The organism is Carnobacterium inhibens subsp. inhibens DSM 13024, from assembly GCF_000746825.1.
GTDB classification, from domain to species: Bacteria; Bacillota; Bacilli; order Lactobacillales; family Carnobacteriaceae; genus Carnobacterium_B; species Carnobacterium_B inhibens.
In genome coordinates this window covers 73,336-98,190 of the sequence record NZ_JQIV01000006.1, presented here as the reverse complement: position 1 = coordinate 98,190, position 24,855 = coordinate 73,336, and the positions used below count along the sequence as shown (strand labels likewise).

28 protein-coding genes, 1 other RNA gene and 3 other annotated features are annotated in these 24,855 nt (G+C 34.9%); of the genes, 3 read left to right on the top strand and 26 right to left on the bottom strand.

Going from position 1 to position 24,855, the window contains the following annotated elements; all coding sequences use genetic code 11:
- The first annotated feature begins 17 nt into the window (after window positions 1–17).
- The 3 genes from ssrS (at window position 18) to BR65_RS01690 (ending at window position 1,214) form a co-directional block, all read left to right on the top strand.
- Window positions 18–205: non-coding RNA, 6S RNA (gene ssrS / locus BR65_RS13580), on the top strand.
- A 135-nt stretch (window positions 206–340) separates the two neighbouring features.
- The gene (locus tag BR65_RS01695) at window positions 341–622 is read left to right on the top strand and encodes a hypothetical protein (protein WP_023177471.1); all 282 of its coding nucleotides are present in this window, start codon (window positions 341–343) and stop codon (window positions 620–622) included.
- Window positions 623–755: 133 nt separating this feature from the next.
- Window positions 756–1,214 (top strand): universal stress protein, encoded by a 459-nt coding sequence (locus BR65_RS01690; RefSeq protein WP_023177470.1) that lies wholly within the window; start codon window positions 756–758, stop codon window positions 1,212–1,214.
- A gap of 67 nt (window positions 1,215–1,281) precedes the next feature.
- On the opposite strand, the gene BR65_RS01685 is transcribed toward BR65_RS01690, so the two are convergent.
- The 26 genes from BR65_RS01685 to thiI all read right to left on the bottom strand — a co-directional run bounded on the left by BR65_RS01685 (window position 1,282) and on the right by thiI (window position 24,824).
- Window positions 1,282–2,472, bottom strand: coding sequence for an acetate kinase (locus BR65_RS01685; protein ID WP_023177468.1), 1,191 nt, complete (start codon window positions 2,470–2,472; stop codon window positions 1,282–1,284).
- A gap of 25 nt (window positions 2,473–2,497) precedes the next feature.
- Entirely contained in the window at window positions 2,498–3,505 is a 1,008-nt protein-coding gene (locus BR65_RS01680) for a class I SAM-dependent methyltransferase (protein ID WP_034536438.1), read from the bottom strand.
- 280 nt (window positions 3,506–3,785) lie between these two features.
- Window positions 3,786–4,070 (bottom strand): 50S ribosomal protein L27, encoded by a 285-nt coding sequence (gene rpmA, locus BR65_RS01675; RefSeq protein ID WP_023177465.1) that lies wholly within the window; start codon window positions 4,068–4,070, stop codon window positions 3,786–3,788.
- A 28-nt stretch (window positions 4,071–4,098) separates the two neighbouring features.
- Window positions 4,099–4,434, bottom strand: a complete 336-nt coding sequence (locus tag BR65_RS01670; RefSeq protein WP_013710488.1) for a ribosomal-processing cysteine protease Prp — start codon at window positions 4,432–4,434, stop codon at window positions 4,099–4,101.
- A gap of 17 nt (window positions 4,435–4,451) precedes the next feature.
- Window positions 4,452–4,760, bottom strand: a complete 309-nt coding sequence (rplU, locus tag BR65_RS01665; protein ID WP_013710487.1) for a 50S ribosomal protein L21 — start codon at window positions 4,758–4,760, stop codon at window positions 4,452–4,454.
- Between the two features lie 15 nt (window positions 4,761–4,775).
- Window positions 4,776–4,847: a sequence feature (ribosomal protein L21 leader region), on the bottom strand.
- A gap of 108 nt (window positions 4,848–4,955) precedes the next feature.
- Window positions 4,956–5,630 (bottom strand): amino acid ABC transporter ATP-binding protein, encoded by a 675-nt coding sequence (locus BR65_RS01660; RefSeq protein WP_034536436.1) that lies wholly within the window; start codon window positions 5,628–5,630, stop codon window positions 4,956–4,958.
- 14 nt (window positions 5,631–5,644) lie between these two features.
- Window positions 5,645–6,280 carry an amino acid ABC transporter permease gene (locus BR65_RS01655; protein WP_211251475.1) on the bottom strand — a complete coding sequence of 212 codons (636 nt, stop codon included), beginning with the start codon at window positions 6,278–6,280 and terminating at the stop codon, window positions 5,645–5,647.
- A 29-nt stretch (window positions 6,281–6,309) separates the two neighbouring features.
- A complete protein-coding gene (locus BR65_RS01650) occupies window positions 6,310–7,101 on the bottom strand; it encodes an amino acid ABC transporter substrate-binding protein (RefSeq protein ID WP_034536435.1) in 792 nt (263 codons plus the stop codon).
- A gap of 60 nt (window positions 7,102–7,161) precedes the next feature.
- Window positions 7,162–7,959 (bottom strand): amino acid ABC transporter substrate-binding protein, encoded by a 798-nt coding sequence (locus BR65_RS01645; protein WP_034536433.1) that lies wholly within the window; start codon window positions 7,957–7,959, stop codon window positions 7,162–7,164.
- A 98-nt stretch (window positions 7,960–8,057) separates the two neighbouring features.
- Window positions 8,058–8,303 (bottom strand) — a binding site (T-box leader).
- Between the two features lie 24 nt (window positions 8,304–8,327).
- Complete coding sequence (gene minD / locus BR65_RS01640; protein ID WP_023177461.1) at window positions 8,328–9,122, bottom strand: septum site-determining protein MinD; 795 nt, start codon at window positions 9,120–9,122, stop codon at window positions 8,328–8,330.
- Window positions 9,113–9,811: a septum site-determining protein MinC gene (locus tag BR65_RS01635; RefSeq protein ID WP_023177460.1), complete on the bottom strand. Its 699-nt coding sequence runs from the start codon at window positions 9,809–9,811 to the stop codon at window positions 9,113–9,115. Before BR65_RS01635 ends, minD begins: the two co-directional genes overlap by 10 nt.
- A gap of 41 nt (window positions 9,812–9,852) precedes the next feature.
- Window positions 9,853–10,374, bottom strand: coding sequence for a rod shape-determining protein MreD (gene mreD, locus BR65_RS01630; RefSeq protein ID WP_034536432.1), 522 nt, complete (start codon window positions 10,372–10,374; stop codon window positions 9,853–9,855).
- A complete protein-coding gene (mreC, locus tag BR65_RS01625) occupies window positions 10,375–11,226 on the bottom strand; it encodes a rod shape-determining protein MreC (protein ID WP_034536431.1) in 852 nt (283 codons plus the stop codon).
- A gap of 146 nt (window positions 11,227–11,372) precedes the next feature.
- The gene (locus tag BR65_RS01620) at window positions 11,373–12,386 is read right to left on the bottom strand and encodes a rod shape-determining protein (protein ID WP_034536430.1); all 1,014 of its coding nucleotides are present in this window, start codon (window positions 12,384–12,386) and stop codon (window positions 11,373–11,375) included.
- Between the two features lie 351 nt (window positions 12,387–12,737).
- A complete protein-coding gene (locus BR65_RS01615; RefSeq protein ID WP_023177456.1) occupies window positions 12,738–12,938 on the bottom strand; it encodes a cold-shock protein in 201 nt (66 codons plus the stop codon).
- A 215-nt stretch (window positions 12,939–13,153) separates the two neighbouring features.
- Window positions 13,154–13,354 (bottom strand): cold-shock protein, encoded by a 201-nt coding sequence (locus BR65_RS01610; RefSeq protein WP_023177455.1) that lies wholly within the window; start codon window positions 13,352–13,354, stop codon window positions 13,154–13,156.
- A gap of 252 nt (window positions 13,355–13,606) precedes the next feature.
- Window positions 13,607–13,807 (bottom strand): cold-shock protein, encoded by a 201-nt coding sequence (locus tag BR65_RS01605; protein ID WP_013710476.1) that lies wholly within the window; start codon window positions 13,805–13,807, stop codon window positions 13,607–13,609.
- 356 nt (window positions 13,808–14,163) lie between these two features.
- On the bottom strand, window positions 14,164–14,364 hold the full coding sequence (locus BR65_RS01600) for a cold-shock protein (RefSeq protein ID WP_013710476.1): 201 nt from the start codon (window positions 14,362–14,364) through the stop codon (window positions 14,164–14,166).
- A 158-nt stretch (window positions 14,365–14,522) separates the two neighbouring features.
- A complete protein-coding gene (radC, locus tag BR65_RS01595; RefSeq protein ID WP_023177454.1) occupies window positions 14,523–15,215 on the bottom strand; it encodes a RadC family protein in 693 nt (230 codons plus the stop codon).
- 64 nt (window positions 15,216–15,279) lie between these two features.
- Window positions 15,280–15,948, bottom strand: coding sequence for an HAD family hydrolase (locus BR65_RS01590; protein ID WP_023177453.1), 669 nt, complete (start codon window positions 15,946–15,948; stop codon window positions 15,280–15,282).
- Window positions 15,949–15,966: 18 nt separating this feature from the next.
- On the bottom strand, window positions 15,967–17,271 hold the full coding sequence (locus BR65_RS01585) for a bifunctional folylpolyglutamate synthase/dihydrofolate synthase (protein ID WP_034536429.1): 1,305 nt from the start codon (window positions 17,269–17,271) through the stop codon (window positions 15,967–15,969).
- A 196-nt stretch (window positions 17,272–17,467) separates the two neighbouring features.
- The gene (locus tag BR65_RS01580) at window positions 17,468–20,113 is read right to left on the bottom strand and encodes a valine--tRNA ligase (protein ID WP_023177450.1); all 2,646 of its coding nucleotides are present in this window, start codon (window positions 20,111–20,113) and stop codon (window positions 17,468–17,470) included.
- A gap of 73 nt (window positions 20,114–20,186) precedes the next feature.
- Window positions 20,187–20,423 (bottom strand) — a binding site (T-box leader).
- 52 nt (window positions 20,424–20,475) lie between these two features.
- Window positions 20,476–20,967, bottom strand: coding sequence for a thiol peroxidase (tpx, locus tag BR65_RS01575; RefSeq protein WP_023177449.1), 492 nt, complete (start codon window positions 20,965–20,967; stop codon window positions 20,476–20,478).
- Window positions 20,968–21,093: 126 nt separating this feature from the next.
- A complete protein-coding gene (locus BR65_RS01570) occupies window positions 21,094–21,753 on the bottom strand; it encodes a redox-sensing transcriptional repressor Rex (protein ID WP_034538568.1) in 660 nt (219 codons plus the stop codon).
- Between the two features lie 170 nt (window positions 21,754–21,923).
- Window positions 21,924–23,519: an amidohydrolase gene (locus BR65_RS01565; protein ID WP_023177446.1), complete on the bottom strand. Its 1,596-nt coding sequence runs from the start codon at window positions 23,517–23,519 to the stop codon at window positions 21,924–21,926.
- 87 nt (window positions 23,520–23,606) lie between these two features.
- Complete coding sequence (gene thiI / locus BR65_RS01560) at window positions 23,607–24,824, bottom strand: tRNA uracil 4-sulfurtransferase ThiI (protein ID WP_034536428.1); 1,218 nt, start codon at window positions 24,822–24,824, stop codon at window positions 23,607–23,609.
- Window positions 24,825–24,855 lie beyond the last annotated feature (31 nt).

Genomic DNA, 24,855 nt, shown 5'->3' with positions numbered 1-24,855 from the left:
ATGCTAATATAAGGATAAGATTTCTGAGATGTTCGTCTTGCTCAACATGTGTTGACCGAACAATTAATATTACCTTGGGATCCAACCTGATTCAAACGGATAACATGCCTTTTCACTTGGTAGTTAGAAGCTTGACAGCGGAGCCCACCTGCTAACTGCGGGTTCAATACTAACTGAGCATAATAACGGCATCATCGGATTTCTCATTTAAAGTTTAAAACTTTTAAAGTCATTCTTAATTGAATGGCTTTTTTCTTTTCCATATACGCATTTACACTTAATTTAATTAAAATATATGGTATTCTTAATCTATACTATAATTGAAAGAAGGATGTGTGTCATGCTATTATCTGTACTATTCTTTATTTTTGCCCTACTCTTGATGTATGCAGGTTATTTTTTTTATACAGGAAAAGCTGCCGTATTATTAACCACTACTGATAAAAAACTTCCTATGGAAGCTGCAACATTTTTCAAAGTATATGGAGTACTCTTTTTCATTGGAGGTCTTGCCTCACTTGTACTTATTTTTTTTCATCCAAATTGGTTGGCTTTCACTGTTTTAGTTTTTGTAGTGTTTACAATGCTTTTGTTTATCATTGGATTAAACAAGCGAATGTAATTTTTATTATTCTGTTATAAAGGCAAACCACTAACTCTCTTTCATATTTCTATGAAAATGGATATATTTGGAGTACAATGAGCTTAGAAAGAAGTATTCATTTATTTTATTATAAGGAATGGAGTGATCACATATGTTACAACAATACAATCGTATCTTAGTAGCTGTAGATGGTTCAACAGAAGCTGAGTTAGCTTTTAAGAAAGCTGTACAAGTTGCTGTAAGAAACTCTGCAACGTTAGTTCTTGCTCATGTTATTGACACTCGCGCATTTCAAAGCATCTCTACTTTTGATGGAGCTATGGCTGATAAAGCAAGCGAACAAGCTAAAAACACATTAGAAGAGTATGTACGTTATGCAAAAAATCATCGTGTTCAAGATATTACTTACTCTATCGAATACGGTTCTCCAAAAGTATTGATTGCAAAACAGATACCAGAAGACCAAAATATCGACTTGATCATGTTGGGCGCGACCGGTTTAAATGCTGTAGAACGTATTTTTATAGGCTCCGTTTCAGAATATGTTATACGACATGCCAATTGTGATGTATTAATTGTCCGTACTGATTTAGAAAATAAAAGAGATTAACAAGTAAAAAGCAAAATAAAAAAACAACCAAATCAATTGGTTGTTTTTTTATTTACTTTAGTTATTATTATGCACGTAATCTTTCAACATCGCGAGCAATCATAATTTCTTCATCTGTAGGAATCAATAGTACTTTAACTTTTGATTCTGGAGTAGAAATAATGCGTTCTTTTCCACGTACATTGTTAGCTTCTGCATCGATTTCAGCACCAAACCAGTTCATGCCATCAATAATAATTTGGCGGGTTTCTGGAGAATTTTCTCCAATTCCTGCAGTAAAGACAATTGCATCTGCACCATTTAAGATAGCAAAGTATTGTCCAATATATTTTTGAACACGATTGTAAAAAATATCTAATGCTGTTTGTGCATCTTCGTTTCCTTTTTCTGCTTCTTCTTCGACATCACGCATATCGCTTGAAACATGAGAAAGACCAAGTAAGCCAGATTTATTATTTAAAATATAGATCATGTCATTGATATCAGTAATGTTTAATTTATCCATTAAGAAAGGCAACAATGATGCGTCAATGTCTCCAGTACGAGTTCCCATTGTGATACCTGCTAAAGGAGTGAATCCCATAGATGTATCAAGTGATTTTCCACCTTTTACAGCTGTAATAGATCCACCGTTACCTAAATGACAAGTAATAATTTTTGTTTCTTCAAGTGGTTTTCCTAACATCTCAGCTGCACGCTCAGAAACATATCTATGTGAAGTACCATGAGCTCCGTATTTACGTGCTGCAAAGTCAGTGTAGTATTCCATTGGAAGACTGTACAAGTAGTTTTCTTTAGGCATTGTTGTATGGAATGATGTGTCAAAAACAGCTACACTTGTAATATTTGGCAATAATTTTTTGAAAGCTTTAATTCCTGTAGCATTAGCTGGATTGTGTAGTGGAGCAAATTCAGCTAAACTTTCGATTTGTGCTAATACTTCATCCGTAATTAATGCTGAATCTTTAAATAATTCTCCACCAGCTACTACACGGTGTCCTACACCAGTAATTTCTTCGTAGTTTGCAATAACTTTTAGTTCAATTAATTTATCTAATACCATTTGAATAGCAATTTCGTGGTTTTCAATATCTTCGACAACTTTATATTTTTCACCTGCATATTTTGTAGTGAAGATTGAATTGTTTAAACCGATTCTTTCGATAATCCCTGAAGCGATTTCTTCTTCAGCTGGCATTTCATACAATGTAAATTTTAAACTTGAACTACCTGCGTTAATTGCAATTGTTTTTGACATATTTTCCATCTCCTAATTTAAGTTTTTAAATGTTCTCTTTTTTCCAGCTATCTACTTCTTTCATAAATTGAAGCATAGCTTTTTGATTTTTAAAGTCTGGAATTTGCGCTAACAAGACTTGTTTAGCTTGTTTGGCATTATCCCCTTTTTTTTGAATCAAGAGAATTGATTTACGTGAATTCTTGGTCTTAAATAATTCGTTTGGCAGATTTAACATTCCTTGTAAGAAAGCCTCTTCTTGAATCATTTTCAATAATGCTGGTGTTTCATCCGTTTCAAATAACTGAGCTGGAACTAAAAAGATACCAAATCCACCATTTTTTAAGTAATATAAACTTTGTTCAATGAATAGATGATGAGCATAAGAATGACCATTTTTTGCTGCCGTTTTAAATTTACTAGCTTTTTCATCCAGTGGATAATATCCGACAGGCAAGTCACTCACAATAACATCAACTGGATCTATAAGCAAATCTTGTATTGAATCTTGATGGGTCAATGTTACGCTTTGTCTTTGCATTACTGTATTAACAGAAGCTAGCGTTATCAATAAATCATCATTATCGATTCCTTCAGCCTCTACCGAGATACTTTTTGATAATAACCCATTATAAACAGTTGATAAAAGATTACCCATCCCCACAGCGGGATCCAGTAAGCGAATCGTTTTATCTTTTTCACTGATCAATTTCTCAATCAAATAGTTGAAAATGAAACCAATAGCATCTGGTGTCATTTGGTGGTTTGGTTGCAATACATCCATTTTCGAACCTTTCAAAAGAGCTAACTGTATAGCCTTTCGAATTTCTTCTGGTTCCATACTATCTAGTTTAATATCTTGATAGAGTTGAGTTAACTTTCCAACAGTTTCATCTGAAGGCAAACCATCTATTTGATGAGGTTGTTTATTGGCCAGAATATTTTCTCCTGTTTCCGAAAGAGCCTCTAAATAAGAAACGTCTAATTCTTTTTGCAAGAGTTGGACTGAAGTATCCAATTGATTAAATAGCTGTTCAATTTCTTTTTGAGACAATAATTTCAACCTCTTTCTTTTTTACTTACACCCTTGAGTGATGGTGTTTATAAGAATTGAAATGAGTCATAAGTTAAAAACACTACTCTTTCATTCTAACGAATAAACGGCCAGGTTTCAAGCAAGAGCTCACTTTAATTTCAAGAACTTCGCACCTATTTTTTGACAATTTTATCGTGTTGTGTGAATTAAAATGGTTTTGATTCCGTTTCTTAAAGATAAGTGAAACCATAACAGTCAAAAAAGCTCTTCTAATAGTAGAAGAGCTTTTCATTTTAAATTATTGAGCTGCTGGATAAACTGAAACTTGTTTTTTGTCGCGGCCTTTGCGTTCGAAACGAACAACTCCGTCACATTTAGCAAACAAAGTATCGTCTCCACCGATTCCAACGTTAACACCTGGATAAATTTTAGTTCCGCGTTGACGGAATAAAATTGAACCACCTGAAACAGTTTGTCCATCTGCACGTTTAGCGCCTAAACGTTTAGAGTTTGAGTCACGTCCGTTAGTTGTAGAACCGCCACCTTTTTTATGGGCGAAGAATTGTAAATTCATTTTTAACATATGAGTTGCACCTCCTATTATAATTTTTTTACTGTGCAAGTTTGACATATTCTGGATACTCTTCAACAATTCCCGTTAAGGAAAGAAGTAGACTCTCGAGAAGAATTTGTGAAATTTTCGACTGTTCTTCAGTTAATTCGCTTAAAAGCTCAACATATAAATAGCCGCCTTCTACCTCTTCATTTGTTTCTACTAATGGAGAAACGCCTGATAAAGCAGAAATGCTATTTGTTGTTCCTATCACTAATGCTGAAACAGCTGCACATACGATATCGCTGCCGTAGGGTCCAGACTCTGCATGTCCTGTAACTTCAAAGGAAACGATGTCTTCTTTGTTATTACGTTTAAAGAATGCTTGAATCATATTGGAACACCACTTTCTTATGCGTTGATTGCGTTGATAATAACTTTTGTATATGGTTGACGGTGACCTTGTTTACGGTGACTATGTTTTTTAGGTTTGTAGATAAAAGTCGTAACTTTCTTTTGAAGACCATGTTTTTCAACAGTACCTTCAACAGTAGCTCCCACAATAGTTGGAGCTCCAACTTTTGTTTCTTCTCCACCAATTAAGACAACTTCTTCAAAGACTACAGTTTCACCAGCTTCAACATTCAATTTTTCAATGTAGATTTCTTGGCCAACCTCAACTTTAATTTGTTTCCCACCTGTTTTGATAATTGCGTACATTCTTTCGCACCTCCTTATTAGACTTAGACTCGCCATCATGAGTGCCGTTATGGACTTAAACTCATTCCAGTGCGGTTGTAGTTGTGGTGCTACACATTTACAACATTAACATCATACCAAATTGTATTGCCTGCGTCAATAAATACTTTAGCTAAACATCACATTACTAAAACAATTGTCTTTTAATTTTACCTATTACAAAAATGTATCTGACGATACTACCCTTGTTCCAAATTTTTCAGCAAATTCTATGTCGTGAGTGACAATCAAAATACCTGTACCAGATGAAGCAATCGATTGAATCATTTTACCTACTTCGTTTGCTGAATCACGATCCAATGCTGAGGTTGGTTCATCAAAACAGATAATTTTAGGATTGAGCATCATCGATCTGGCAATCGCTGCACGCTGTTGCTGTCCTCCAGATAATGTACTTGGGTAAACATCTTTTTTATCTAAAATGTTCATTTGTTTAAGTAGTAATTCTGCTTTTTTAATGGCTTGTTCCTTTGTCATCAATTTTTGATCTAATGGTGCTTCGATACAGTTCTTCATAACCGTTAAATTAGGAAATAATTGATAATCTTGAAATACCATACCTATTTGATTGCTATAAGATACGCGTTCTTTTTTTGAGGCATACTCTATTTTGCCTCCTGGAGTTTCACGACATAAATAGTGATCATCAACGGTGATTGTTCCATTGTCTGCTTGTTCAAGTTGGTTCAACAATCTCATTAACGTAGTCTTTCCAGTGCCTGATTCACCAACAAGTGTCACAATTTCTCCAGCTTCAATAGTGAAGTCAAAATTTCTGATCACGTCTATTCCATTAAATTTTTTCGTTAGGTTCGTTGCTTTCAATCCCATTTTAACCTTCTCCTTTAATAATTAGACTTCTTCTCAATAGCATTCAATGCTAAAGTCACTATACCTGTCACCAGTAAATAAATTACTCCAACTGCTGCATATGGAATCAAAGATGCATATGTGTTAGCTGCAATTTGACCAGCGCGCAATAACTCTCCTAACCCTAAGATATAGATAAGAGAGGTATCTTTTACTAACGCAATCACTTCATTCCCTACAGAAGGCAGCACAACACGTATAACTTGTGGGATAATAATTTTTCTAAACCCATTTATTTTCCCGATACCCAACACTTTAATTGCTTCAAACTGTCCTTTTGGAATAGACAAAATACCACCGCGGAAAATTTCTGCATAATAAGCTGTATAATTTATGATGAATGTGAAAACGGCAGCTGAAAAGCGATCAAAAGTTATTCCAACAAGTGGTAAGCCGAAAAATACGACCATTAATTGCAGCAACAATGGGGTACCTCTCATGATGTAAACATAAACTTGTATGATCCAAGATATCCATTTAGGAGCATACACTCGTACACAAGCGACTAAAAACCCCAATGGGATAGTTACAATAACTATGATTAAAAATAATAACAATGTTGTTTTTAACCCATCTAATAAACTAGGCGTTATTTCAGCAATCAAATCCATTTTATACTCATCCTTTTCCTACTATTAGTTTATTCTGTGATCCATTTATCTTTGATTTCATCTAATGTTCCGTCTTTTTCCATTTCAGCTAACGTAGTATTTAACTTTTCTGAAAATTGAGTATCTGTTTTTCTTACACCCACAGCAGTATCCTCATATGCGAAACGTTCATCCAAAATGCGATACTTTTCTGCCCCTTTTTGTTTCATCGTATAACGGGCATACAATTCACTGACTGCAATTGCATCGCTTCTTTTACTATCAAGGTCATTAAATACATCATTATAAGATGGATACTGAATAATTTCCCCATTAGCAAAAGTTTTCATAATGCCACTTTCATGAGTTTCCAATAAACTAACAGTACTAGAAGCTTGTTGACCTGCTACTACTTTTCCTTTTAGATCCTCCCAAGTTTTTATAGGGCTATCTTCTAAAACAACAAATATTTGTCCTCCACTTGTATAAGGTGTACTAAAAGCAACTTTTTCTTTGCGTTCTTCCGTTATAGAATACCCATTCCAAATAGCATCAATATTTCCTGAATTTAATTCGGTTTCTTTCATCGCCCAATCAATCGGCTGGAATTCAATTTTCAATTCTAATCTTTTAGCAACTTCTGTGGCTAGATCAATATCTAATCCTACTAAGTTTCCTGCATTATCTCGAAAACCCATTGGTACAAATGTGTCATCTAGTCCCACTACAAAAGTATCCCCAGGTTCTCCTAAAAATATCTCTTCAGCTGCATTTTTTTTAGAGTTGCCACAAGCCATCATAAAGAATGAAACAGCTAGTAAACTAATCATTATTTTTTTCATGGTTTTACTCCTCCTAAAACTCTATAAACTTTCTTTTTTTAGTTATTTGATTTTCTCGTTTTATTCAGCAAACCATTTTTCATAAATTTTATCAAAAGTACCATCTGATTTTAATTCTTCTAACGCTTTATCAATAGCTTCAGCTAATTGATCATCTTCTTTACGCATGCCTACCGCATATTCTTCTTCTCCAAAGTTATCTTCTAGTACACGATAGCTAACATCTGCATTTTGTTTCATGTAATAACGTCCTAATGTTTCATCAACTACAATAGCTTCACTTCTACCTGATGCTAAGTCATTGAACACATCATTATTTGAAGGATACAGAACCACTTCTTGATTTGCAAAGGAATCTACTATATTCGATTCATCAGCATTAATAGCATCTACCGCACTTGAGGATTGTTGAGCTGCCACTACTTTTCCATTTAAATCTTCTTTTGTTTGGATTTTACTGTCTTCTAATACAATAATAATTTGACTATTTTCTAAATAAGACGAACTAAAGTCAACTTGTTTTTTTCTTTCATCAGTAATGGTATAACCATTCCAAATCACATCAATATTCCCACTCTTTAATTCGGTTTCTTTTAGCGCCCAATCGATAGCTTGAAACTCAACATCTATGTCTAATTTTTTACCTACTTCATTTGCTAAATCCACATCAAATCCTACAATGTCTCCATTACTATCACGAAAACCCATAGGAGCAAATGTATCGTCTAAACCCACTACTAATTTTCCTTCATCTTTAATTTGTTCATATGAGTCTACATTGGCTTTATTCGTGCTGCAACCTGCTAAAAGTGCTGTGAATCCTAATCCTAAAATTAATTTTATCATTGTATTTTTCATTTTTAACGCCCCTTTTAATTTTATTGTATTTTATTTTGCCTTCAGGCTGCAGTCCTTAAAAACAAAAAAAGTCCTTTGATTTTCTATTAGTAAGAAAATCAAAGGACGATTGATATCAATATCGTGGTTCCACCTTTATTCGTAGCTTCTTCGCAGAAAACTACCTCATCACGTTCAAAACTACTAAACGCTAGTACTATAACGGGTACTCCCGGATCAGTTTACTTATAAGCATTCAACTGTCAGCTCAGAGATGTGTGTTCGGAATAGACCCTTGATTGCTTTCAGCACCGCAATCTCTCTTAAAAGTTTCTAAACTTACTTTTTCTCTTCAAAGCTTTTAATCATTTTTTAATACTATAGCACAGTTATTTTCGTTTGCCAAATATTTTCTGCCAAAAATTTGGTTTTTCTTTGGTTAGCGTCATTAAGGGAACTGTTTCACCTAAAATACGACGAGCAATATTACGGTACCCTTGAGAAGCAGGATTCTTTGGATTTAAAACAATCGGATCTCCTTTATTAGAAGAACGAACGACATCATCATCATCAAAAACAATTCCTAATAGATCAATCGACAAATGTCTAGTGATCTCATCGATATCCATTACTTCTCCATCTTGCATCATACGTTTACGAATACGATTGATGATTAAACGCGGAGGTTCAAGTTCCGTTTGCTCTAAAAGACCAATAATACGATCTGCATCGCGTATAGCCGATATTTCAGGAGTGGTTACCAGAATTGCTTGGTCTGCTGCTGCAATCGAATTTTGGAAACCTTGTTCAATACCGGCAGGGCAATCGATTAAGATATAGTCGTATTCTTTTTTCAATTCAGAAACGATTTCAATCATTTGTTCACCATTCACATCATTTTTATCTGCATTTTGTGCTGCAGGAAGCAAGTACAAATTATCATTAAATCGTTTATCTTTTATGATAGCTTGATGCAGTTTTGTACGACCTTCCACTACATCGATAATATCATAAATGATTCGATTTTCTAGACCAAGAATAACATCTAAATTTCTCAATCCAATATCCATATCTATAAGACAGACTCTTTTCCCTTGAAGAGCAAGAGCTGTACCTAGATTTGCAGTAGAAGTTGTTTTCCCTACACCACCTTTACCAGATGTAATAACGATTGCTATACCCATTCGTTTAATCCCCCTATCACTTTGCCCAAATTTGGACGTGCTTTTCGTAATTGCTCTAATGAATTAAAATCTAAAATATGTAAATCATTTATATAAGCAAACTCGTTTTTCCTAATGTTATCTTGGTTATTCTTTTTTTCAATGATTTGTACATTGTCTGCAATTCTAATTTGAGCCTCTGTATGAAAATCTGCAACAATAACTGCATTCGTGTCTCCTTCGAATCCAGCATGTGCGATTCCCATCAACTCTCCAATAATAAAGATACTTCCATTAGCTCGAAGCATCCCGCCAGGATGAACCTTTCCTACAAATAGAAGATTACCTGGTGCTGCTAAAACTTGTCCGCTTCTAATCGTTTGAACTTCCATTTGTAAACTAACTGCTTGTTGCCACTCAATAGCTTTATCAACTGAGACAACATCAGAAGTGATTTTTTTGATTAAGAAAGTACTTTTTGATTCTATTTCTTCAGTCAATATCGATTGTTGTTCTTGAGACAATAATCGATTACCAGTTTTTATCTCTAAATAGATCTCTTTTTGTATTTCTTTAGATCTTTTTTGTTCTCCATTCAAATGTTCTAATAATTCATCTAGTTCTTTCATTACGGATACAAAAGAAGCTGATTCATCTAAGCTCAATACAAAGCTACCCTTAGTTCCTTTTAATGTCACACTTTGTTTCACTTTAACAACTCCCTCAACCGAGATTTCACCATTGATGTTGTTTACTCTCCCTGAATATGTTCAATTATTTTTTTCAAAGGATAAAATACAATAATAAATAACACTAAATTCAAGAGTAAAGTTGGCCCTAAACGATCTGCCAAAAATGTCGTCCAATTAATTTTGGTATACCCTAATACTTGATAAAACAGGTATAAGTAAGTTTCAATCAAACTTAAATTTATGATCACCATCATACCAATTACAATAGGATTAGGATTGAGAACCTTTTTCAGTTTTTCCGTTAAGTAAATAATTAAAGGAAATAAAAGAACATATACTCCTAAAATCCCAACATAGTAGCTATCATAAATTAAGCCAAATAGAAGACTGTACACAAGCATTTTACTTCTTGGTATATAAAAGGACATCAAAATAAGCACTAATATGATCAATCTAGGAGTCATAACTTTTGTTCCTTCAAGAAAGTACTCTGAAAAGACTACAGTCAATACACCATCTAATAAAAAGAAAAAAGCAAGCAATAATGGAATTAAAGTAGCGGTTTTCCAATTCTCTCTCATTTACTCACCACTTTCAGCGGATCGTTTAATAAATGTCACATAACGAATATCATTCGTATCTGCTGCAGGTACAATATAAGCTTCCTGTGATAAACCAAAAGAATCTAATTTAACTTCCTCTATCGTTCCAATCAATAGCGCACTAGGAGATACTCCTCCTAAGCCGGATGTCATGACTTGATCGCCTTCTTTTAATTCAGCATCTGTTGTAATTTGTTTCATTACTAATCGTTTTTTTTCAGCATCATATCCATTGATAATACCATGTACAACTCCATCATCCGTTTGAACAGAAGCTGCAACTCGATTGTTATTTTGATCTAAAGTAGTGACTAATTGAACCTTAGAACTAGTAGGACTTACTTCAACAACTCGACCTATTAATCCATTACCTGACATTACTGACATGTTCAGTTCAATACCACTTTGGCTTCCTTTATCTACAACTATTTGATCAACCCAACTGTCAGGATTACGGCTAAGTACCGCACCGTTAATGGATTCATAATCAGATAATGTATCTGTTAAGGCTAATTGTTCTTTTAATTTTTCATTATTTTGTTTTAAGTCTGCAATTTCGACTTCTGTTTCATACAATTTATCAATTTTTGATTTTAACAATTGATTTTCTTCATACGTATTTTTTAGACCATCTACTGATTCCAAAAAATCAACAACTGCATTCATCGGTTTTGCTACTACCCGAGATACAACTGCTGTAATATCATTAGTAAGCTGTTGGAAAATTGGAATGTTCCCACTCCCAGTGATTGAAAAGGCTATCAGACCTAAAGAAACAATCATACTTACTAATAAAATGATTAGTTTTTTATTTGAAAAAAACTGATTCAAAATATCACCTCATTAATTTTACAGGCTTTCTTTATTTTAACATAAGTCAACCCAAATAACTTGTCTAACTTCATTCTTTTTCACATGAAAATATGCGGGAAGAAAATAAACTTCCCGCACCTTCTTGTAACCTTATTTAGGCTAGCTTATCTATTTGCTCTTTTTTTATAAATATCAATGTGTTTTAATGACTCGCCTGTCCCTAGTGCGACACAGTCTAATGGTTCATTAGCGATGAAAACTGGAACATCCGTTTCTTCAGCAATAACGTCTCCCATATTTTTCAATAAAGCTCCGCCACCTGTTAAAACAATCCCATGATCTATAACATCTGCTGAAATTTCGGGAGATGTTTCTTCAAGTGTTTCTCTAACTGCAACAATGATTCCTTCAACAACTTCTTGAATCGCTTCAGCAATATCAACAGCAGAAATTTCAATCGTTTGCGGCAGTCCTGTCAATAAATCACGACCACGAATATCCATAACACCGTATTCTGTTGCTTTTTCAACAGAAGCACAACCGATTTGGATCTTAATTTGTTCAGCAGTGCGTTCTCCTATAAGAAGATTATATTTTTTACGGACATAGTGAATAATCACGTCATCCATACGGTCTCCAGCTAAACGAATCGAGCGGCTGCTTACAATTCCGCCTAATGCTATTGTAGCTACATCTGTTGTTCCACCACCAATATCAACGACCATACTTCCTGTAGGATCCATTACTGGTAAACCTGCTCCAATTGCCGCAGCAAAGGGTTCTTCAATAATAAAAGCATCTTTTGCTCCTGCCATTCTTGTAGCATCAATAACGGCTCTTTTTTCTACTTCCGTTACACCACTTGGTACACAAATCATGACAAACGGTTTAGAGGTTGATTTTCCTATTGCTTTTTCGATGTAATATTTCATCATAGCTGCTGTTGTATCATAATCCGCAATAACGCCATTTTTCATAGGACGAATAGCAATAATGGAACCAGGTGTTCTCCCGATCATGTTTCTTGCATCTTCACCAACTGCGACGATTTCTCCCGTTACAGTATCTTTTGCGACTACTGAAGGCTCTTTTAAAACGATTCCTTTTCCTGCAACATACACATTCGTATTTGCAGTACCTAAATCAATTCCTATATCTTTATTTCCAAATCTAAACAAATGATTTCATCCTCTCAAATCTACCTAAACTTTATATTTATCGTTCTATTTCTCAGATTCACAGTAATTGTATCTTTAACATCTAACACTGAAAGGTAGACACTTAAACAGTATAGCAAAAAACAGAATAGAATGCTCTAACCGAAACCATCATACTGTATTTTTTAAGTTATGACATCTTTATTTTTTATATTTTAACACAAATTTAAGTAATTCCATATATAAGTAAAGAAAATGAAATAGACCCTAAATGATTCAGCACTTTTCTTTATACACTTTAGCCAATTTAATAGTATATTTTAGTGCACAAAAAAAGCCTAGTGAAAAATCACTAGGCTTTTAAACATTAGCTTACGCTTTGTTTACGTTTGCTGCTTGAGGTCCACGGTTTCCTTCTTCAACGTCGAAAGTTACTGTTTGTCCTTCTTCTAAAGATTTGAATCCTTCACCTTGGATAGCTGAGAAATGTACGAATACATCGTCTGCTCCTTCACGTTCGATGAATCCAAAACCTTTTTCTGCGTTAAACCATTTTACTGTACCTTGTTCCATAATGAAATTCCTCCTCGTGCCTTATAGCACATATAATGATATTCTTGCTAACGGTACGAATCAGACTGTTGTAAAACAATTCTACGTGATCCTTAACAAAAACATTATAGTAATTGTAGCATCCATTTATTAATATTTCAAGAGAAACGCATATTATTTTATACAAAAAAAAGGAATCAACCTAAGTTGACTCCTTAAACAATTTTAATTTTTAATTAAGCTTTGTTTACGTTTGCTGCTTGAGGTCCACGGTTTCCTTCTTCAACGTCGAAAGTTACTGCTTGTCCTTCATCTAAAGATTTGAATCCTTCAGTTTGGATAGCTGAGAAATGTACGAATACATCGTCTGCTCCTTCACGTTCGATAAATCCAAAACCTTTTTCTGCGTTAAACCATTTTACTGTACCTTGTTCCATAATGAAATTCCTCCTCGTGCCTTATAGCACATATAGTGATATTCTTGCTTACGGTGCGAATTGGAATGTTCTGAAACATTTCTTTGTTCTACCTAACAAAAACTCAATGTAAGTATAGCATGGGTATTTTTATTAAGCAACCTTATCTCTAAAACTATTTTTTTCATTACATAATTAATTAATCTTCTAATCAAATACAATACAAAAAAGGAGCCAACCTAAGGCTGACTCCTTAAACAATTTTAATTTTAATTAAGCTTTGTTTACGTTTGCTGCTTGAGGTCCACGGTTTCCTTCTTCAACGTCGAAAGTTACTGCTTGTCCTTCTTCTAAAGATTTGAATCCTTCAGATTGGATAGCTGAGAAATGTACGAATACATCGTCTGCTCCTTCACGTTCGATAAATCCAAAACCTTTTTCTGCGTTAAACCATTTTACTGTACCTTGTTCCATAATGAAATTCCTCCTCGTGCCTTATAGCACATATAGTGATATTCTTGCTTGCGGTGCGAATCGGAATGTTTTGAAACAATTCTATTTTCTACCTAACAAAAACTCAACGTAAGTATAGCATGGGTATTTTTATTAAGCAACCTTATCTTCAAAACATTTTTTATTCGGTATCATCTGTATGATCTTATTAATCTGATAATAAAGTTAGATGGCAAAAATCAAATTATTTCAAATGAACTTTCTTATAGGAAAATCAGTTATATTTATTTAACCTAGTCTATTCCTACGAATAGTTATCGAACTACACAAAAAAGGAGTCAACCTAAGTCGACTCCTTAAACAATTTTAATTTTTAATTAAGCTTTGTTTACGTTTGCTGCTTGAGGTCCACGGTTTCCTTCTTCAACGTCGAAAGTTACTGCTTGTCCTTCTTCTAAAGACTTGAATCCTTCAGATTGGATAGCTGAGAAATGTACGAATACATCGTCTGCTCCTTCACGTTCGATAAATCCAAAACCTTTTTCTGCGTTAAACCATTTTACTGTACCTTGTTCCATAATGAAATTCCTCCTCGTGCCTTATAGCACATATAGTGATATTCTTGCTTACGGTGCGAATCGGAATGTTCTGAAACATTTCTTTGTTCTACCTAACAAAAACTCAAGATAAGTATAGCATGGGTATTTTTATTAAGCAACCTTTATGTACAGAACTTTTAACAAATACCTATTTCTTTTAAACTTACAAATTCACTTTCTCCAACGATAATATGATCTAACAATTCAATCCCCATCAATTCTCCGCATTCAGACATTCTTCTTGTAAATTGAATATCTGCTTCAGATGGATCAGGATTGCCTGATGGATGATTGTGACCAACAATAATTCTCGCTGCTGAATACCTCACAGCTCCTCTAAAAATTTCTCGAGGATGGGCAACGCTAGAATTAAGCCCTCCAATAAAGATCGTTTCTTTTTTTATAATTTCATTTTTTGTATTTAAAAATAAAACAACCACATGTTCTTGTTGCAGACCTTTCATCTCTACTAATAGCATCTCGCCTGCTTTGGTACTAGAAGTAATCTGGCCTATCTTTATTTGGGAAGCCTGAGAAATACGCATGCCCAATTCAATAGCGGCTTTTAATTCAATAGCTTTTATCCTTCCAATCCCAGAAACTGCCATTAATTCTTGGCAGGAAGCAGTTTTCAAATGATAAAGATTTCCAAAATGATTGAGCATCGACAAAGCTAAAGAGAGCACATTCGTTCCTTTCGTTCCTGTTCTCAGTAAAATAGCCAGTAATTCATGATTGGATAGCGCCTTTTCTCCATAATGTTCTAATCGTTCTCTAGGCCTCGACTGAATAGGAACTTCATTGATTAAATTCATAGTTTTTATAGTCATAAAGAGATCCTCCCTTTTTCACACTAGTACTATCCGTGAAAATGGAGGATCCGATTTTATTTTTTTAGTGTTGATTTTGCTGTTCGATAAACCTTTTAACTTCTAGTAAATCATCAAAAATAGCTACTGTTTTTTCTTTGGCCTCATTAGTTGGTTTTATTAAGTCTGGTATCATGATCACTGGGACCCCAGCTTCGTGACTTGCACGGATGCCATTAAGCGAATCTTCTAAAACAAGAGTGTTTTCTTTTGAAACAGCCGTCTTTAACCAAGCTTTTTCGTATATTTCAGGACTAGGTTTTGCCTTTGATACTTCATCTCCACCTATAATCACATCAAAATAACTAGTAAGTTGCTCTTTTTCTAAAAACAAAGAGACAGTTGATCTTATACTACTTGAAGCAACTATTTTCTTTATCTTTTTACTATCCAAATAATCCAATAATTCAATTAATCCTTTTTTCTTACGCAAACCATTGTCTTCTACATACTCCAATAACGCTTGTCCACCTTTATGGATTAGAGACTCAACTTGTTCTTGTTTATTTTCATAGTGTAAATAAAGTTCTTTATGAAAATCCTCATCAGAAACCCCAATATACTTCTCGTGAAACTCCCAAGTATATTCCAACCCTACTTTCTTTGCTACTGTTCGATTCGCCTCATAATATAGCGTTTCTGTATCAAACATCAATCCATCCATATCAAAAATGACTGCTTCTACTTTATGCATACTTCTCCCCCACTTCAATTATCTATTTGCTGCTTTAAAAAATTCTCTAACTTCAGAGATAAAATATAAAGAACCTGTTACGATCACTACACCGTTCCCATCCGATTCGTTAATGGAGGCTACTAGTGCTTCTTGCCAATGATCGATCACGATTCCATTTCTCACTGTTAATTTTTTTAACTCTTCCGGTGTAGCTGCTCTAGGATAATCAAAGCTTGTAAGAATCAAGTAACTATTAGGTATAGTCTCCAATATATCAATCATCTCTTGGCTATTTTTATCCTGCATAACAGCCATAATGATATAAATATCTTGTTGAGCAAAATTCTTTTTTATCGTTTTCGCTAACGTATCCATTGCATGTTCATTATGAGCACCATCTAACACAAGAAGCGGTTGATCATTTATTTTTTCCATTCTGCCAGGCCAAAAAGTTTGTTTCAAGCCGCTGAGTATCTTTTCATGATTCACTGCTAATCCTGTTTCATGACTATAAACTCTTAGCGCTTCAATCGCTACAGCAGCATTTTCTACTTGATGATAGCCTAACATTCCAATTTGTATAGGACTAAGCCGGATAAAATCATCTTCAAATACAAATTGTTCTCCCCATGTAGGCAATGTTTGCCATTTTGTAACAAAAAAATCTTGATCATACTTTAATAATAAACTATTCTGCTCTTCGGCTTTTCTTTCTATTACTTTTAAAGCCTCATCCTTAATTTTTCCCGTCACCACTGGAACACCAACTTTAATAATGCCAGCTTTATTTAAAGCAATTTCAGGCAATGTATCGCCAAGCAACTGCATGTGATCCATACCGATCGTAGTAATGACCGAAACAATGGGGGTAATGATATTTGTTGAATCAACTAATCCCCCTATTCCCACTTCTACAAGAACTACATCTGCTCGTCCTTCACCAAAGTAAATCAACATCATCATCGTTATAATTTCAAATTCGCTAGGCCCGCCTAATGCTGTTTTTTCTAATCCTTTTGCAAGTGGGTAAACACTATTAGCTAAACGTAAAATTTCATTATCTGGTAAAGGTTCTCCATTTACACTGATACGTTCATTAAACGTTTCTATATATGGAGATGTATACGTTCCAACTATTTGTCCATTTGCTTCCAACATGTTTCTTAAGAAAGCTAGTGTAGAACCTTTTCCGTTTGTTCCTGCAATGTGTATTGATTTAAATTTTCTTTCGGGATGATTTACTTGACTTAACATCCATTCCATTCGTTTTAATCCTGGCTTCTTCCCAAAAGTTCTAGTTGCATGAATCCAGTTTAGTGCTTCTTCATACGTAGTGAACATCATTTACCTCCACCTATTTTTCTATTCCCTATATTATTTAATTATAAACTACCTTAGTCATTTCAACCATGAAAATAAAGGGGCTCATTTAAATTTCGATTCTGTTTTTTCAATTGCTGCCCAATAATAAAGCGAGCAAAAGCTAAGAATCATCTTAGGTTTTACTCGCTTTAAAGTTATATAGCTCTAAAAAAAATTAAAGTTGATCTTTCAATACTTTTATACGTTCTGTTACTGCAACTTGTTTTTCAAGATAATCGACTTGTTTAGCCTTTTCAGCTTCAACTACTGCATCAGGAGCATTTTCTACAAATCTTTTGTTTGCTAATTTCCCTTCAACCCGTTTAACTTCTTTACTCCACTTGTCTAATTCTTTTTCAAGACGAGTGATTTCTTCTTCCAAGTTGATCAGACCAGCCAACGGCAAGTAGATTTCAGCACCTGTAATCACAGAAGCCATAGCTGTTTCAGGAGCTTCTATATTACTTGAAATCGTCAATGTTTCAGGATTACAGAATCGTTCAATATAAGAAGTATTGTCTTTCAAAAATTGTTCAATGGTTTGATCATTTGTTTTGATCAATAATTCGATTTTTTTAGACAGCGGTGTATTTACTTCAGAACGACTATTACGGACCGAACGAATCAGTTCCATCAGCACATCCATACCTTTAGTTGCTGCTTCATCAGATAATTCAGGGTGTACAACTGGGTAATCCGCTACTACCAATGATTCCCCTTCATGAGGAATATTTTCCCAGATCTCTTCTGTAACAAAAGGCATAATTGGGTGCAATAAACGTAATGTTTGATCCAATACATAAGCTAAAATACTTCTGGTCATTTGTTTCGCTTTTTCATCTTCTCCAAACAATACTTCTTTACTCATTTCGATGTACCAGTCACAAAAATCATCCCAGATAAAGTGGTACAAATGACGGCCTGCTTCACCAAATTCAAACCGTTCAAATAAGTCTGTTACTTTTTCAACTGTTTCATTTAATTTTGTCAAAATCCAACGGTCAGCAACTGTTTTTTCACCTGATAAATCAATTTGATCGACAGTAAAGTTTTCCATATTCATCAAGGCAAAACGACTAGCGTTCCAAATTTTATTAATAAAATTCCAAGCAGCATCCATTTTGTCATAGCTGAAACGAACATCTTGCCCTGGAGCAGAACCGTTTGACAAGAACCAACGTAGTGCATCAGCTCCGTATTTTTCAATAACATCCATTGGGTCAATTCCGTTACCTAGAGATTTACTCATTTTCCGACCTTCAGTATCACGGATAAGACCATGAATCAACACGTTGTTGAAAGGACGTTTCCCAGTGAATTCTAGACTTTGGAACATCATACGGCTAACCCAGAAGAAAATAATGTCGTATCCCGTTACAAGTGTGTTTGTAGGGAAATAACGTTTAAAATCTTCAGATTCTTCATCAGGCCATCCCATTGTAGAAAACGGCCATAATGCTGAACTAAACCAAGTGTCCAAAACATCTGGATCTTGCACCCAGTTTTCGCTATCTTCAGGAGCTTCCATTCCTACGTATAATTCACCACTTGTTTTATGGTACCAAGCTGGGATACGGTGACCCCACCATAATTGACGTGAAATTACCCAATCATGAACATTTTCCATCCAACGCATATACGTATTTTCAAAACGTTCTGGCACAAAGTTCACTTTCTCTTCTGTGCCTTGGCTTTCAATAGCTTCTTTAGCCAATGGAGCCATATTTACAAACCATTGTGTAGATAATCTTGGTTCTACTACAACGCCTGTACGCTCTGAATGACCAACACTGTGTATCATTTTTTCAATTTTGATAAGTCGTCCTTCTGCTTCTAAATCTTTTATAACAGCTTTACGAGCTTCAAAACGGTCCATCGCTTCATATTTACCAGCTAGTTCATTCATTGAACCATCATCGTTCATCACATTGATCTGCGGCAAGTCATGGCGTTTCCCAACTTCAAAGTCATTAGGATCATGAGCAGGAGTAATTTTCACTACACCCGTACCAAAATCCATCTCAACGTAGTCATCTGCAACAATCGGAATTTCACGATTCATTAGTGGCAACATAACTGTTTTACCAATTAAATGTTGGTACCGTTCATCTTCAGGATGAACTGCAATCGCTGTATCACCCAACATCGTTTCAGGTCGCGTCGTAGCGATTTCAACTACTCCACTACCATCTGTTAAAGGATAACTCATATGATAAAAAGCACCTTCAACATCTTTATGGATCACTTCAATATCTGATAAAGCCGTTTTAGCTTTTGGGTCCCAGTTGATAATGTATTCTCCACGGTAAATCAATTTTTTATTGTACATTGTTACAAATACTTTACGAACCGCTTCAGATAATCCTTCATCTAATGTAAAACGTTCACGGCTATAATCAACTGAAATACCCACTTTTGCCCATTGCTCACGAATCACACTTGCGTATTCCTCTTTCCAATCCCATACCGTATCAATAAATTTATCGCGTCCAAGATCATAGCGTGAAATTCCATCCTCAGCAAGTTTTGCTTCTACTTTTGCTTGAGTTGCGATTCCAGCATGATCCATTCCCGGCAACCATAATGTATCGTATCCTTGCATTCTTTTTTGTCTAACGATAATATCTTGCAGAGTCGTATCCCAAGCATGACCTAAATGCAATTTCCCTGTTACATTGGGAGGCGGAATAACAACAGAATAAGCTTCTTTCGTTTTATCTCCACTTGGTTTAAATAGTCCTTTTTCTACCCATTTTTCATAACGACCAGCTTCTACTTCATTTGGTTGATATTTAGTAGACATTTTCAATTCATCTGTCATTTTATCTCTCCTTTACAATATCACTTAATAAATCTGAAAAACAAAAAAAGCATCCATCCTAATAATAAATTATTATTAGGACGAATGCTGTTCACTCGCGGTACCACCTATATTGCATACTTCTGCTATCTTCAAAAGTATACCTCTTAGTTCCATTTTTAACGGATCGTTACTCCGAACAAAGTTACTTTACTTTCACTTTGCCAGCTCCCAAGCTACCTTCATTTTACTGTGACTAAGAACTCTCAGCATCTGTTCTATTCTCTCAAAGTCAGCAAATAAAATTACTCCTCTTGTTCATTGCCTTTTATTTTTATATAGTAGCATTAAAAATGCTACTTTTCAATATGCATCTTTTTTAATCAACGTGCAGCTCTTGTCGCTTTGATAGCTTGATCATAATCTGGCTCACTAGACATTTCAGGAACGATCTCTTGATAAACGATCTCACCTCTAGGGTTGATCACAAAAACTGAACGAGCTAACTTTTCAAGCTCTTCCATAACCAAACCATAGGCCTCCCCAAATTCCAAGTTACTGTCATGCAGCATTTCCATTGAGATATCTTTTCCAGCACACCATTCAGCTTGTTCTTCTTTCGAGTTATTAGAAATAGTGATCAACTGGACACCATCTAGTTCGCTGGCAATTTTATTAAACTCTTTAGCTTGCAACGCGCATACTCGCGTATCGATATCCGGGATTACACTGATTAACACAACTTTTCCAGAAAAGTCACTTAATTTAACTAGTTCATCTGCTAAATTTTCAACTTTAAAATCAGGTGCTTTATCTCCAACTTTTGGTTGGATCCCTTTTAACTTATACGGTGTACCTTTTTTCGTTATTTCCATATGAACACTCCCTATTCTATGCTTCCTCTTAAAATAGTATACGAAGAATCCTTTTTTAAAGCAACATTCCAGCACAAAACAAATGCCCCGGCAAATTACGCTAGCTTACTTTTTTTACCTGTAATCCTACTCTTCTTCACCTAAACTGGCTGGATAAAGAGCTTCATTTTGATAAACCATAGTAAAAATTTCGCTAGAAAAATCAATATACTTCATTTGAATATTATCCGGCACTCTTATTCTACCTGGGGCAAAGTTTAAAATAGAAGTGATACCTGCATCAATTAATTGTTCCACTACTTTTTGAGACACTTCACTAGGTACGGCACAAATGGCTGTACGAATTTGTTCTTTTATAATAAAATTCTTCATCTGTTCCATAGGCAAAATTGGCACTCCTGAAATTTCCTTTCCAAAATAACTTGACTCAATATCAAAAGCACCTTTGATGGTGATATTTTTTTCTTTTTTTAAATTATTTCTTAATATCGCTTTCCCAAGGTTTCCTGCTCCAACAAGTACAACGTTAATGATATTATTCACATTTAATAACTCACGAAAAACTTCCGTTACATAAGTAACTTCATAGCCGTATCCACTTCTGCCTAATTCACCAAAATGAGAAAAATCACGTCGGATCGTTGCAGAAGGAATCTGTGTCATCTGGCTTAATTCTTTTGATTTAACACGCTCTACACCAGATTCATTTAACTTTTTTAATGAACGGTAATAAATGGGTAATCTTTGTGCTGTTGCATTCGGAATTTGATGTATCTTCGTATTCATCTCCACATTTCTGCCTCCCAAGCTTTAATTTCTTTATTATCATATCATCTTTTTATCCTTAACTCAATATAATTGTGATATTAATCACAATTATATTGAATACAAAGAAAAAGAAGATACGTATTTGAACTTCATCTTCTTTTTCTCTGTATTCAATTTTAAAGCCTACTTTATTTTTTTTGGTAAACAATTTTTCCATTAATCACTGTTTTTGAAACTTCCACTTTACTTAAATATTCTGGTTTCACTTTAAAAGGGTTTTGTTTTAGAATAGTAAAATCACTTATATAGCCAGGTTTTATTTTTCCTCTAGAATCTTCTTTGTAGCCAGCAATTGCACTTCCAGTGGTGTACAAAGAAATTGCTTCATATACAGAAAGTTCTTCTTCAGGAAAATAACGTTCAGCTGTTTTACCTTCTCTCACAGTCCTAGTAACAGCTGCATGGATGCCATAAAAAGGGTTTGGGATTTCAACTGGCGCATCACTGCCGCCTGCAACCGGAAAACCGGATTCCTTTATACTCTTCCAAGCAAATACCAAAGGCGGATGGTTCTCGCCTAAAACATCTAATGCCCAAGGCAAGTCACTACTCATAAATTGAGGCTGTAGGTCAAAAACTAATGGTAAACTTTTAGCTTTCTTTAGTAATTCTTCATTTAGCCATGGAGTGTGAATCATACGGTCAAGTTGACCCGGTAATGGAGGGTATTCATTGAGTGTTTCAATTACTTTTTCGAAAGCTCTATCTCCTAATATATGAATAGCTACTGGCAACTTCGCTTTACGAGCTGCTTTTATTAAGTTTAAAAAAACCTCATCCTTTTGAACTTGAAGGCCGTAATGATTTGTTCCGGCATAAGGTTGACTCATCAATGCTGTTTGCGAACCAACTGTTCCATCATAAAAGATTTTCATTGCGCCTAATTCGATATAAGGATTGCCATCTAAAAAGATTTCATTAGAACGATTATACGCATGGAGTTCTTCATGATGAATCAATAAATGAACACGAAAGAGCATCTCTTTTCCTTCAATTACATCGTGGTACGTCTGCAATGTTCCTTCAAAACCATTAAAGTAATGCAAATCTTCAGAATGTCCGCCAGTTACTCCTTTTGACCACAAATCCTCAATAGCTAATTCTAAATACTTTTCTTGCTCTTCGGATGTAGCAGCCGGAAAAGCATTTATAGCTAAATTTGTCGCTTCATCTTTTAAAATTCCTGTTAGATTTCCATCAAGATCTAATTGTATCTCTCCACCACCATCATAAATTTGTCCATCTTTAAGACCAATTTTGTCGATCAATGCAGTATTAATGACTACATTATGATAATCAATTCGACGAACCAACAAGGGGTGTTGTGTCGTAAGAGTGTCCAACTCTGTTTTTGTAATAGGTGTCGAATCATCTTGCCATTCATTTTCATTGTATCCTTCAACAAACAACCATTCTTCAGGTGATAGTTGGTTAATTTTTTCTCGTATCTTACGCAAACTTTCTTGCTTACTTTTTGCTTGATTTAAATTTAACCGAGCAAGACTTTGTCCATACCATAATAAATGTAAATGACTATCTACAAAACCTGGAAATACTATCTCCCCTTTTAAATCAATTTCCTCGGTTATTTCTAAATGATATTGGTTTCTCAATTCTTCTTCTTCGCCCGTAGCTACAATAACTTCCCCATCAGTTATAACGGCTGAAACTGTGTCGTTTTCTCTTTCCATTGTAAAAAAAAGACCTTTTTTCCATAACTTCACTTTACATCCTCCTGTCTTTTATATGCTTTTATAGAAAAAAAGACTAACCACAAGTTGTGTATTAGTCTTTTCAAAGTACAAACACTTTTATAACAAACTTGAAAAGTCAGCTTTTTGCTGTGCTTCTAACGTATCTCCCACTGTGATTTTAGTAATTACTAAACCATTCATGGCTCTTTCTATTAATCCCTCAACATCAAGTCGGCTTTCGTATTCACGAGCTTTTTCCAACTTAGGTTGTGTTTTAGGTGCTGGTGGAGCAAAAATGGTACAGCAGTCTTCAAATGGTTGAATAGATAATTCAAATGTATCAATTTTTTGAGCAATCTCAATAATTTCATTTTTATCCATTGAAACAACTGGTCGAATAATAGGCGTTGCTGTTACATCATTAATAGCTATCATGCTGTGCAGTGTTTGTGAAGCTACTTGCCCTAATGATTCTCCATTGATGATCGCTAAACCTTTTCGTTCTTCACGTATACGATCAGTCAATCTCATCATCAACCGACGTGTAACCGTCATTAAATAGCCTTCTGGAACAATTTTCTTTATTTCTTCTTGGATTTCAGTAAAAGGTACTTCGATAAATTGAACACTGCCTGAAAAAGCAGCTAATTTAGCAGCTAGATCTTTCGCTTTTTGAAGAGCACGCGGACTAGTATATGGCGGGCTGTGGAAATGAACAGCTTCAACAGTTACGCCGCGTTTCATAGTCAAATAGCCAGCTACTGGTGAATCGATTCCTCCAGATAACATCAACATACCTTTCCCACTTGAGCCTACTGGCAAACCACCTGCCCCCAAAATCGTCTTGCTAGAAAGAAAGAATCCTTCTTTACGAATTTCCACGCGTAAGGTAATATCAGGCTTTTTCATATGAACTTTTATGCCTTCGATTTGGCTAAAGATTTCTGCCCCAAGCAATTGATTCATATCATTCGTATCTAACTCATAATCATGATCTGAACGTCTAGTAGCAATTTTAAATGTTTTTCCTTCTGAATAAAGTTCTTTTATCATTTCTACTGCAACTTTTTTTACAAGTTCAATATCTCTTTCCAAACGTCTAACTGGAGAATACGTTTGAATTCCAAAAATAGAACGTAATCTTTCCAATACAGCATCGCTATCGGCACCATTTAATTCTAAATGCATGCGGTCACGTTCGCCATGTACTTTCAGCTCTTCAAAATCGCTTAAAGCAAATTTAACATTTTGAGCCAATTGACTGATAAAAATCCGTTTGTTTTTACCTTTTGTTGACAGTTCACCATAGCGTATCATTACTTCATCGTATTGCATGTGTTGCTTACTTCCTCTCTGTCAATCTAGA

Excerpts from the sequence above, each read along its gene's own strand:
- BR65_RS01695 (WP_023177471.1), top strand. The coding sequence starts at position 341 with ATGCTATTATCTGTACTATTCTTTATTTTTGCCCTACTCTTGATGTAT.
- BR65_RS01690 (WP_023177470.1), top strand. The coding sequence starts at position 756 with ATGTTACAACAATACAATCGTATCTTAGTAGCTGTAGATGGTTCAACA.
- BR65_RS01685 (WP_023177468.1), bottom strand. The coding sequence starts at position 2,472 with ATGTCAAAAACAATTGCAATTAACGCAGGTAGTTCAAGTTTAAAATTT.
- rpmA (WP_023177465.1), bottom strand. The coding sequence starts at position 4,070 with ATGTTAAAAATGAATTTACAATTCTTCGCCCATAAAAAAGGTGGCGGT.
- BR65_RS01670 (WP_013710488.1), bottom strand. The coding sequence starts at position 4,434 with ATGATTCAAGCATTCTTTAAACGTAATAACAAAGAAGACATCGTTTCC.
- rplU (WP_013710487.1), bottom strand. The coding sequence starts at position 4,760 with ATGTACGCAATTATCAAAACAGGTGGGAAACAAATTAAAGTTGAGGTT.
- BR65_RS01660 (WP_034536436.1), bottom strand. The coding sequence starts at position 5,630 with ATGGGATTGAAAGCAACGAACCTAACGAAAAAATTTAATGGAATAGAC.
- BR65_RS01655 (WP_211251475.1), bottom strand. The coding sequence starts at position 6,280 with ATGGATTTGATTGCTGAAATAACGCCTAGTTTATTAGATGGGTTAAAA.
- BR65_RS01650 (WP_034536435.1), bottom strand. The coding sequence starts at position 7,101 with ATGAAAAAAATAATGATTAGTTTACTAGCTGTTTCATTCTTTATGATG.
- BR65_RS01645 (WP_034536433.1), bottom strand. The coding sequence starts at position 7,959 with ATGAAAAATACAATGATAAAATTAATTTTAGGATTAGGATTCACAGCA.
- minD (WP_023177461.1), bottom strand. The coding sequence starts at position 9,122 with ATGGGTATAGCAATCGTTATTACATCTGGTAAAGGTGGTGTAGGGAAA.
- mreD (WP_034536432.1), bottom strand. The coding sequence starts at position 10,374 with ATGAGAGAGAATTGGAAAACCGCTACTTTAATTCCATTATTGCTTGCT.
- BR65_RS01615 (WP_023177456.1), bottom strand. The coding sequence starts at position 12,938 with ATGGAACAAGGTACAGTAAAATGGTTTAACGCAGAAAAAGGTTTTGGA.
- BR65_RS01610 (WP_023177455.1), bottom strand. The coding sequence starts at position 13,354 with ATGGAACAAGGTACAGTAAAATGGTTTAACGCAGAAAAAGGTTTTGGA.
- BR65_RS01605 (WP_013710476.1), bottom strand. The coding sequence starts at position 13,807 with ATGGAACAAGGTACAGTAAAATGGTTTAACGCAGAAAAAGGTTTTGGA.
- BR65_RS01600 (WP_013710476.1), bottom strand. The coding sequence starts at position 14,364 with ATGGAACAAGGTACAGTAAAATGGTTTAACGCAGAAAAAGGTTTTGGA.
- radC (WP_023177454.1), bottom strand. The coding sequence starts at position 15,215 with ATGACTATAAAAACTATGAATTTAATCAATGAAGTTCCTATTCAGTCG.
- BR65_RS01590 (WP_023177453.1), bottom strand. The coding sequence starts at position 15,948 with ATGCATAAAGTAGAAGCAGTCATTTTTGATATGGATGGATTGATGTTT.
- BR65_RS01585 (WP_034536429.1), bottom strand. The coding sequence starts at position 17,271 with ATGTTCACTACGTATGAAGAAGCACTAAACTGGATTCATGCAACTAGA.
- BR65_RS01580 (WP_023177450.1), bottom strand. The coding sequence starts at position 20,113 with ATGACAGATGAATTGAAAATGTCTACTAAATATCAACCAAATGAAGTA.
- tpx (WP_023177449.1), bottom strand. The coding sequence starts at position 20,967 with ATGGAAATAACGAAAAAAGGTACACCGTATAAGTTAAAAGGGATCCAA.
- BR65_RS01570 (WP_034538568.1), bottom strand. The coding sequence starts at position 21,753 with ATGAATACGAAGATACATCAAATTCCGAATGCAACAGCACAAAGATTA.
- thiI (WP_034536428.1), bottom strand. The coding sequence starts at position 24,824 with ATGCAATACGATGAAGTAATGATACGCTATGGTGAACTGTCAACAAAA.